Below are 10,100 nucleotides of genomic sequence, written 5' to 3' on the forward strand. Positions count from 1 at the left end.
TGGCCACCCGCTGGGAACGACGCACCGACATCCACCAAGGATTCCTCGACCTCGCCGCCGCCCTCATCTGCTGGCGAAGACTCCGCAACCGAACCTGATAGGAGCTCATAGACCGTGTCTCATGTCACTGATTTTGCTTTCGTGAGTTTCTTGTAGCCGGTCAGCGCTGCGGCGAGGGTGAGGACGCCCAGGAAGTAGGTGGCCTTGCGGTCGTAGCGGATGTTGAGCCGGTGGTAGCCGGTCAGCCAGGAGATCGTTCCCACCTATGGGGTCCGAGGCGGTCGCTGGATCGATGCCGTTGCGGGCGATCCGGACGCCGATTCCCCGGGTCTCGAACCCACTGGCGCAGTTCGGTGTGGTCGTATGCCATGTCGGCGTGCAGCTTGGCCGGTCGGCGGCTGCATGGCCCGCGCCACGACCGCACCGTTGGGATGGCTGCCACCAGTGGCCGCAGCGCTTCGGCGTCGTTGTGTCGGCAGCCGAGATCGCCATGGTCAGAGGAATTCCTACACGGTCGACAGCACGTGGATCTTCGATCCGGACTTGCCTCGATAGACCGGGCTCGGCTCGGTCACGGCGCCCCCCTTTTTTTCGCTCGCACCGATGCCGCGTCGATCACCGCCCGCCACCAATTGATGAAGCCTTCGCTGCCCAGTTCGTCGAGGACAGTGCGATGTAGTCGCCGCCACAGGCCCGCTTCGGTCCAGACGGTGAACCGGCGATGTGCTGTCGGGACGGTGACCCCGAACGACGGCGGCAGCATCCGCCACGCACAACCGCTGGTCAGCACGAACACCACCGCGGTGAACACCGCCCGCTCATCAACCGGCGCGGTCCCACCGCCTTGGGCGCGGGGCTCGAACCTCGGCAACAAAGGCTCGACCAGCGCCCATAACCCGTCCGGCACCAGGCGCTGAGACAAAACATCGACCACAACCAGACATCATGCAACACCCGATTACGACACATCACCAACGAACGACGACGACGTGAGACAGCGTCTCAGTTGCATCGGGGTTTCGCGTCTAGGCCCTCCAGACCTCTTGCCGTCGAACACGATTCACCCGACTACCGCAGGGGTGTGGCCCTGGTCGAGGCGCGCGGGACGGATTGAGCTCCGGAGTTGCGCCTTTGCGAATTGCCTTTGGCCAGTTTCGAGGTCGCTGCCGCGGCACTCGACCATCGACTGCACGAACTCGGCGACGAGGCGGCGCAGGTCCGCCATCTCCGAGCAGGCGGCAACGAGTTTGTCGGGGCAAGGCCGGCGGCCGTCGGAGAGGCGCGTCGCCCCCCGCTCTCCGCCGCCCCGAAGACACTCGCTCGTCGGTCGAACCGACGAAGAAGCACCGAGTTCAATCACACGTTTTACCTGCACATTCAGCACAGCAGAAAGAATACCACTGCACCACAAATTATTCCGACGCACGAGAAGTTTACAACGGCGCAATTCTAGTGTGTCAATACAAAATTCTGGACAAGCCATCCGACACCCGGTAGGCCGTACGCATGAAGCACTCAGACCTACATTATCGGTAGAGGGAAGGCTCCTAGAATAGCCGCATAACACCGCCCACTCCCCGGAAAAGCAGAGGCTCCTGGACGCCCCCGATCAGCACGCTCAAAGAAAAGAACGACGAGCGGGGACAGCATTGCTAGCAGCACTCCGCAGACAAGGGGCTGCGCGTGGGCCGCAATCGGAAACCTGCTGACCTTCGCCCTGCTCTTTCACCCATGGCTCCCTGCATCCGGCCCTAATAGCAAGCAGAAGTCAATGCTTTCGGGCGCATCAACGCATCCACCCGACACCTGACCATCTGGCCATCTGGCCATCTTTCCAACAAATGCTCGTGGCGCACATCACGAGCTTCTGGGCGTTATTGACCACTGCGGCGACCATCATCTGCTCCCTCACCGCGATGCTAAATCTGCGAGCCCGCGACGAACTACTCCCCCGGCTCGCAACATTATCCGCAGTAGCCGTTACCGTATGCGCGTTCTGCACATTTCCCTACATCAGCAGTAAGCGGCCGAACTCAAAGCCATGACCACGCGCCAGTGGGATCTGGGAGGGAAAATCGGATCTGCCATCTCTTGGCTGCTCAGCGACGATAAAATTCCGATACCGGGATACCGTGAGACGCGCTACTCCACCTCGCCACTCACGCCTACGGCCCTGATCGCCGCTTTCACATCGCTTGCCTCGGCCGATCCGCGGTTGTCCAGACAATACTGGGACGCATCAAAAAGTTCATGCATCTATGGCGCTTCGCCCCCCCAGTACCGAATCATCCAGGATGAATCGACCTCACTACCCCACCACTGCAACGTGAACGACGCCGCCGGAATATTTGACGGCAGCACAGGAGAGCAGTATTGGTCGCCGATTCCACCTCGAACCGGCCCCGCGCGAACTACCGCACGACACCGGCCAGACATCAAATACCAAGACCAGCCAAGCCCATCAGATGATGCGTTCGGGAGACCCACGTCGGCGCGCGACGCGACCATTGTGACTGTGACTTGGCGCGCACAGCCCCGGCGGGATACAGCCGAATTACCGGCAATCACGCTGCGCCGTGGGCACTTCTAGCGACGGCGGGACCAGGCACAGTGGCCATCTGCAACCACATCCGTTCCAACCATACTTGGTACGCCTCCGCGTCATACTCCAAGGTGCGAGTCATGAGGACGTACGTTTCGGGCTGTCCCAGCACACTCGCTGTGGCGATCACCCAGTCCAGATCGACCGCCGCCGACAGGAGGCCATCAGTCTTGAAGCGCTCCCAAATCGTCGCAACCGAGGCGTGTATCGCTCGACGTGCGGACTGGGCAGCTTCAACAAAGCCCGGTTCGCTGGATTCGGCCTCAGCAGCTACCGTTACGAGAGGGCCTACGCGCTCAACTAGCGAACGAACTCCGCAGGCGTACGCATGGACTCGCTCCTCGAGACTGGGCGCTGCCAGCGCGAGCGCGGCCCAGTCGCAGTCGGAGTCGGAGTCGGAGTCGGAGTCGGCATACTCCGTATCGGCACAGATTGCTACTTCGATCACTCGCTTGAGGAGTTCAGCTTTCGACCCGAATCGCAGGTACACGGTCCGCACGCCCACGAACGCCTCAGCAGCAACCGCGGCAAGCGTAGTCGCGACGTAGCCCTCCGCAATGAACAACCGTGTAGCGGCGGTCAGAATCCGCTTCTCGGTATCAGCCTTCCGGGCATCCCAGAGGGGGGATTGCTTCTTGGAACCATCACCCATGTCACACAGTGTAGCTGCAGCACTGCATCGCCCGTGTAAAGTGCATGCCCGCGTGCCGTCGACAACTTGCGTTCGCCGACGGTGGTCGACTCTAGTGCATCACACCATCGCGGCAATGATCCGTGAACTCAGTGCTGCGGCCTACTTATTCATGGAACCATGAGCTGGCGTTCGGGGTGGTCGCGAGATGCAACCAAGTGCGCTCCAACCAGTGACCATAGACACGCGTTGTCCAGCCAACGCTTCGTGTCATTGCGACGTAGACCTCCGGCTGGCCCAGCGTGCTGGCGGTGGCAATCACCCGATCCAGAACTACATCAGGATGAAGCAACTGGTCAAGATCCATGCGATGCCAGATGAAGGCAATACGTTCATGGATGAACAATCGACGGGATTGTGCAGCCTCAGCCAGATCTGGTTCCGCTCTTTCCGCCGCTGCTGCCACCCTCATCAAGCAGGCTGCACGCCGCATCATGTCACAAGAGCCTGAAACATATGCATGAATACGACACTCGAGAGTATCGCCATCAATGACAGTTCGACCCCATTCGCAATTCCCGGACAGGAAACCGCCGTGGACGGCAGCATCGATAATCCGATTCAAGATCTCAGCTTTGTCGCCCACCCTTTCTCTCACTTCCTCAACATTCACGCCGGCCCCATGCGCTATATCCGTCAAAGCAGTTCCGGAGTATCCACGCGCAACGAACACGCGGGCCGATACGTCCAAAATCGACTGCACTCGAGCAGCATCGCCCGGAAGGTCGCTTCCCAGCTTCGTCTCAGCATCCACCTTTGCATGATAACTGCAGTCCTGCATGATGATACTACTCATGCGCAATGCCAGTTCTCTGCTGGACACCGCCGCACTTGGCGCGAGCGGCAGACATACGGATGAGCAGACGTCAAGTCGGTCAGCAGGCGTGGGCGCCCATCGACCGCGCGGCCAGCCTCGGCCGGAGTCCCAGGCCGCCGCTCTCGCCTTCTCGCTTCAGGTGTCCCTTGACGAAAGGTTGACACTGCTGCATGCTGTAACTACTCCTACATATGTCATGCACAAGTTTGAGTTGAGGATGCGCCACCCGCCGCGACGCGGCCGAGGGCTTCCGCTCAAGTGACTCGAGACCAAACCCCTCGGCACCAGGTCAGTAACCCTGGAACACCGGTTGAGACAAGACAGCGCACCCTTTCCCACAGCGCACCCTTTCCCAAGAGCCTGGATAAGAATCTCGATACCGTGAGGAACGGGTCCAGCTACCGCTTCTTCACCCCACTTCTCAGAGCTGCAGCCATGCCAATCACACGCGGCAGCGGCCGAGCTTGACGCGACACCAACGTGCTACCCCTACCGATATCCGCATCTCTCGTCGGTCCATGGCCACTCCTTGGCCAGCGGTGTCCACTGGGATCAGATCTTCTCACCGGCAGCCCCGGCGGCCTCACATGGCGCCTGATCCTCGGCCATTTCTCCACCGCCAACCCAGCCGAGCGAATCTACCGCAAAAATTTGTTTCCAAAGGAAACGACTCTGAGATCATTCCGTGATATATTACCGAACCTTCTTGAGAATCTTTCAATCGTATGACACGATGCTGTCTGATACGCCAAGATGCGACGGCAGCGCGGGGCGTTACCTCACAATATTCGCAACACTATCAAGCCTGGCAACCCGAAAGAGAACGATCCCATGAGCGAGTTCAGCGCATCGCGCAAAATAGACGCCGTCGAATGAGTGTGGAATGATGATCCTAACTAAAAGACGTAGGCCGAACAGGTGTCTTAGTGTCCGCATTCGTCTCCTAGCCATAGCGTTGGTGCCAAGTGTCACATTGCTCACAGGAGGCATCGGCATGGCCGGCTACCTCGTCGCACGGGGGTCCACCGCCAACCACTGGGCCACGTTGATCGCTCGAAGCAGCGAACCAGTGACAAAATTCGCCGGCGCCCTCCAGGAGGAGCGTCGCGCAGCATTACTGCAGATCGCAGGATACGCGCCCGCTGACATACAGCAGATTCGGATGGACTTCGACACATCTCTGCGCGCCACCGCCGCATCGGGCGATGCACTCCGCGACATAGACCGTCAAGCGGTCGACGATGTGACCGCAAAAATGCGCAAACTCGGCGGAAGCCTTGCAGATATCCGAGCAGCGATCGATTCTGGACTCCTGTCCATGGACGACGCATATTCATTCTACAATGAGTTTTTCGATGCAACGAGCGCAGGATTGGACGTTTTGTTCCGATATGCACCCGACCCCGCGACAACCGCCGATATATCGACCACCAGTGGCGTGTACAACGCAGCTGAGGGCATGGCACGAAGTAGTGCACTCGCCATAGCTGCCACAATCAGCGGAGGCTTATCGTTACCGCAGCGAAAAGAATACTCCCGTCAAATCGGCTATTATCGCCTTGAACTCGATCGAATGTCTGACCACCTCAGCGCTCCGGAGCGTCTGCGTCTGAGATCTCTGCTGACAAGCGAAGATTGGCAGAACTTGAACTCCGCAGAAGACGCACTGATCGCCGGCACGCCGGTGGTGCTCGACCCTGTAGACTGGCAAAATGCAGCAACTGAAGTAAGCAAGGAGCTCCTCCAACTAGCTCGTGCCCATTTTGATGCCGCCCACGAGTCTGCCGCTGCCAATGGCTGGAGGATCGCACGCAATTCAATGCTAACAGGCATCGCGGCTCTGATAATGACTGTAGCGGCCATCCTTACTGCAGTACGGTTATCGAGTAGTCTGGTCAACCAACTCAAGCGGTTGCGCCGCGATACACTGAGCATGGCGGATGACCGGCTCCCCGAAATAATGGCAAACCTTCGCGCTGGACATCCGATGAACCTCGAGACAGAACTGACACCGCTACAAGGTTACGGCCGAGATGAAATCGGCCAGGTAGCGGACGCGTTCAACAAGGCGCAACTCGCCGCCATTCAAGCTGCGACGACAGAAGCTCAGACAAGAGAAGGCGTGAAGGCCGTATTCCTCAACATCGCGCATCGCAGTCAGCTCATCGTTCATCGACAATTGGAACTCTTGGATAAAGCTGAATTCAACCAGCAAGATCCGGCCATCGTGGATATGCTCTTCAAGCTGGACCATCTCGCAACAAGAGCACGACGCAATGCCGAGAACCTCATAATCTTAGGCGGCGAACAACCAGGACGACGCTGGCGGAACCCGGTTCCATTGACCGACCTTGTGCGCAGCGCTGTTGCGGAAACCAAAGAATACACAAGGGTAGATGTCCATTCACTACCCGCAGTCGCCATAATAGGAAGCGCCGTGGCCGACTTAATACATCTGCTCGCGGAACTGCTGGACAACGGCACCTCCTTTGCGCCGCCCGAGGCGAAAGTCAGTGTATCAGGAAACGTAGTCGGCAAAGGTATCGCCCTCGAGATCGTCGATCAGGGCCTAGGAATGTCCGAGACGGACATCCGAGGGGCGAATGAAGCCTTGCAGAGACCGCCGGATTTCGATCTAACTACTCTTTCCTCCGATTCGCGTGTAGGTCTATTCGTGGTCGCGAAACTGGCGGCTCGCCACGGAATCGGTGTTCGCCTCACCGAATCGGTATATGGTGGCATTCGAGCTGTCGTGCTGATCCCCTCCGGACTCACCAGTAACGAATCAGGCCGATCTATCGAGCAGCCGCACGCAGGCATGGCGGATTTTCAGTCTGAATCAGGAAGCTCGCGTGTCCGCGGACCCGAACCTGATGCTCGTGAAGCCGCTCCGCTGCCGTACGTTCCCAAGGGCCACGTCGAAGCAGGACTGCGTAGCTCGCCTGAAACAACGAGGGAGCTATGCAGAAATAGTGGCCTGAACCGGCAAAGCGGACAAGAGTCGTTCGGCGACGACGCTCACACAGTGGCAGATGATCATGTTCCACCGCTTCCGCAACGGCATAGGAAATCATTGAGAGAACCTCAGCGTGTCCGTCCATACGCCGCGAATCACGACGCGGACGACGCTGTATGGCCGATGCGTTCCGCCGACCAGGCTCGGGATCTATTCTCCGCCATTGAAGATGGCACCAAACGAGGTCGCGTATCACTGTCCGCGCGTCGGCATCTCGAAGTCGACACGGGCCGAATAGAAGGTTGACGATGATGACTGCCGACAATTCTAGACTTGACTGGCTACTCGATGATCTCGTGCACCGTCTGGCGGGCGTGCATTACGCAGTTGTATTGTCCACAGACGGGCTGGTGCTCGGCCGCTCCAAAGCCATCTCTACGGAAGACGCGGAGCACTTTGCTGCAATCGCCTCAGCACTCCAAGGTCTCGCGCACAGTGCAGGAAGACGATTCGAAGGTGGTTACGTACGTCAAACCGTCATTGAGCTCGAGAGAGCCATACTTTTCGTCACTTCCGCAGGCAGCAACGCGTGCTTAGCATTGTCGACATCAGACACCGCCAACATGGGAATGGTTGCCTATGAGATGAACCAGACCGTGCAGCGCGTTGGAACGCATCTCTCGACCGCGCCACGGCTCGCTGTTGATCGGAATAATGCGCAGCTGTCATGACCTATCGCGACATGTGGTTCGAACACGAGGCCGGCCCCCTGGTCCGGCCCTATGCGGTCACTCGCGGACGCACCAGCCCGATATACGCGGACCTTGATCTACTGACATTGGTGACTACCTCCCGGGTTCGCTTCGCCTCTCGGCGAGTCGAGCCCGAGTACGCCGCCATAATTGATATCTGCGACTCACCTCTATCGATCGCGGAGGTTGCTGCGAAACTACATCTCCCTTTGACAGTCGCTAAAGTTCTCGTCGGCGACTTGATCAGTGATGGGGCACTCATTTTCAGGTCCCCTTCCCCTGTCTCAGTTGCGAACCACGAGAACGTCGAATTACTACGGGCGGTATTGGATGGAATCCAACGTATTTGACACGGCCAGGTTGCCGAACTCGGCAGTGAAGATACTGGTAGCTGGCGGATTCGGCGTAGGCAAGACTACGCTGGTTTCCGCAGTCAGTGAAATTGCGCCATTACATACCGAGGAGTTGATCAGTGAACTGAGCGTGGGCGTAGATGATCTATCTGGGATAGAGGGGAAGGCTACCACTACGGTCGGCCTGGACTTCGGAAGGATTACCATCAATGACAGCTTGATACTTTATGTGTTCGGGACCCCAGGCCAGGAACGCTTTTGGTTCATGTGGGATGAACTTGCACAGGGCGCACTCGGGGGTATCGTTCTAGCTGACACCCGCCGCCTCGAAAGCTCCTTTGCCGCTATAGACTTCTTCGAAACTAGAGGAATTCCTTTCGTTGTCGGAGTTAACTGCTTTGATTACGCACCCCGATATCAGCTGAGCGCCATTCGAGCGGCCCTGGATCTCGATGATCCTGTCCCGACACTTCTCTGCGACGCACGTAATCGTGAGTCATGCAAGAATGTACTTCTTGCCCTGGTGGATTATTTGATCAAGCGGGCAGAAGCCTCGGCTCCACTATTAGATGCGAGACGGTAGCGATAAATTGAATATGGTTCGATTCACCCTTGACGCCTTGGTCACACATCCCGCATTGCACTGCTTTGGGCCGATGATCCAAATGTCAAGTGATCGAGATTTCGATATGCAGATCGAACACAACGACAAGTACTTCCCAGCCTGAAAGAACTCTTGTGGACAGCTATTCGAGAGGCAATAGCCGGATGTCGATGGCCGATGCCGTCTACACCCAACTGCGTGAGCAAATTATACTGGTTCAGCGATTCCCCGGAGACATTTTGAACGAAGCTTGTTTGGCGGAAGAGTTCCAAGTTTCCAAAACTCCGGTTCGGGAGGCACTGCAACTATTGTCGCGCACGGGTTGGATCGTGACACTGCCGCGCAAGGGGTACGTCGTGCGCCCGGTCGAGTTGCGGGACGTACGCGACAACTTCACTATCCGACGCCTACTGGAACCATCTCTTGCGGGCGACGCTGCATGCAACATTACTGCTGGCCAGTTCTCAGGTCTCGAGGAAGCCGTTGCGCGTCAGGCGACTGCTGGGGAGGACTTCCCTGCCGCGCTAAACGCTGCTCGCATTTTTCACATCCGCATCGCAGAGGTATCCAAGAATAGCCGGATTCAGACAATCATTGCCGACCTCCTCGACGAGATACGTCGCTTACACTACTTATTACCTGACGTCGAAGGACACATTACGTCCGCTGCGGAACTGCGCGCCCATAATGCGATAATTTCCGCTGTCCGACTAGGCGATGGCGGGCTGGCACGGCAACTGATGGCCGAGCATCTGAATGAAGTCGCCCACGTTCTTGTCAACAGTTTCGCGGGTATCTGAATTTCGTATCTTCTCGGCATCCGGCCCCAGGTGGAAGCATTCGCGATCCACCGGATCGGCCACAGCTCCGCTGACGTCGCGAGTCTCGCAGCTTGACCACCCACTGTTGAGCTGGACGTTGTGCGACAGCGCGCCAGGTGAGGTTCTCGGCGCGCTGCCCTGCCATAATCTGAGGCTGGGCGTGACGGCTCACGATTCGGGCATAGCCAGCTACGCCGACTAATCAATATTGAGCTCGTTACTTCAGATAGGGCCTCCATGCTCGGCCGTCGACCAGCGATCGAGTACAAACCCGGCACGACGTAACCCCTCCTAGGCAACGCCAGAAGCGATAGAGCTGGCGGGTGCCGTCCGGGGCGGTTTTGGACAACCGATCTTCATCACATCAGTTCTCTTCTGTTGAGCAGCGGCGACCCGACCACCTGCTGCTGTCCCGGGGCTCCGAAGACCTGGGCCGCGATCTGCGCGTCACCGAGTCCGAGGGCGGCCAGGTCCGGATAGGCCCCGCGCAATCCGGCCCAGGTC

Annotated in this window: 8 protein-coding genes and 1 pseudogene; 5 read left to right on the forward strand and 4 right to left on the reverse strand. The window is 58.3% G+C overall.

The features are described 5' to 3' along the window. Positions 1-119: 119 nt before the first annotated feature. The 4 genes and pseudogenes from GVY64_RS37510 to GVY64_RS35870 form a co-directional block, all read right to left on the reverse strand. Positions 120-263, reverse strand: coding sequence for a hypothetical protein (locus GVY64_RS37510; protein WP_201298321.1), 144 nt, complete (start codon positions 261-263; stop codon positions 120-122). Continuing rightward, positions 257-934, reverse strand: a pseudogene (locus GVY64_RS38460) (IS5 family transposase); the annotation flags it as partial. The gene GVY64_RS37510 and the pseudogene GVY64_RS38460, both read right to left, overlap by 7 nt. Positions 935-2,564: 1,630 nt before the next feature. Next, positions 2,565-3,254 (reverse strand): TetR/AcrR family transcriptional regulator, encoded by a 690-nt coding sequence (locus GVY64_RS35865; protein ID WP_159851005.1) that lies wholly within the window; start codon positions 3,252-3,254, stop codon positions 2,565-2,567. 145 nt (positions 3,255-3,399) lie between these two features. Continuing rightward, positions 3,400-4,047 (reverse strand): TetR/AcrR family transcriptional regulator, encoded by a 648-nt coding sequence (locus tag GVY64_RS35870; protein WP_159851007.1) that lies wholly within the window; start codon positions 4,045-4,047, stop codon positions 3,400-3,402. Positions 4,048-5,104: 1,057 nt separating this feature from the next. On the opposite strand from GVY64_RS35870, the gene GVY64_RS35875 reads away from it, so the two are divergent. The 5 genes from GVY64_RS35875 to GVY64_RS35895 all read left to right on the forward strand — a co-directional run bounded on the left by GVY64_RS35875 (position 5,105) and on the right by GVY64_RS35895 (position 9,575). Then, positions 5,105-7,372, forward strand: coding sequence for a sensor histidine kinase (locus tag GVY64_RS35875; protein WP_159851008.1), 2,268 nt, complete (start codon positions 5,105-5,107; stop codon positions 7,370-7,372). A gap of 5 nt (positions 7,373-7,377) precedes the next feature. Further along, positions 7,378-7,797, forward strand: coding sequence for a roadblock/LC7 domain-containing protein (locus GVY64_RS35880; protein WP_442939687.1), 420 nt, complete (start codon positions 7,378-7,380; stop codon positions 7,795-7,797). An 11-nt stretch (positions 7,798-7,808) separates the two neighbouring features. After that, positions 7,809-8,168, forward strand: a complete 360-nt coding sequence (locus GVY64_RS35885; protein ID WP_328821058.1) for a DUF742 domain-containing protein — start codon at positions 7,809-7,811, stop codon at positions 8,166-8,168. Then, positions 8,149-8,754: a GTP-binding protein gene (locus GVY64_RS35890; protein WP_159851011.1), complete on the forward strand. Its 606-nt coding sequence runs from the start codon at positions 8,149-8,151 to the stop codon at positions 8,752-8,754. The genes GVY64_RS35885 and GVY64_RS35890 overlap by 20 nt, the downstream gene beginning before the upstream one ends. Positions 8,755-8,909: 155 nt before the next feature. Further along, positions 8,910-9,575 (forward strand): GntR family transcriptional regulator, encoded by a 666-nt coding sequence (locus tag GVY64_RS35895; protein WP_159851012.1) that lies wholly within the window; start codon positions 8,910-8,912, stop codon positions 9,573-9,575. Positions 9,576-10,100 lie beyond the last annotated feature (525 nt).

The organism is Nocardia sp. CY41 (genome assembly GCF_009829325.1).
GTDB lineage: Bacteria > Actinomycetota > Actinomycetes > Mycobacteriales > Mycobacteriaceae > Nocardia.

Coding starts and splice junctions, on each gene's coding strand:
- GVY64_RS35865 (WP_159851005.1), bottom strand. CDS start 3,254: ATGGGTGATGGTTCCAAGAAGCAATCCCCCCTCTGGGATGCCCGGAAG.
- GVY64_RS35875 (WP_159851008.1), top strand. CDS start 5,105: ATGGCCGGCTACCTCGTCGCACGGGGGTCCACCGCCAACCACTGGGCC.
- GVY64_RS35880 (WP_442939687.1), top strand. CDS start 7,378: ATGACTGCCGACAATTCTAGACTTGACTGGCTACTCGATGATCTCGTG.
- GVY64_RS35885 (WP_328821058.1), top strand. CDS start 7,809: ATGTGGTTCGAACACGAGGCCGGCCCCCTGGTCCGGCCCTATGCGGTC.
- GVY64_RS35890 (WP_159851011.1), top strand. CDS start 8,149: ATGGAATCCAACGTATTTGACACGGCCAGGTTGCCGAACTCGGCAGTG.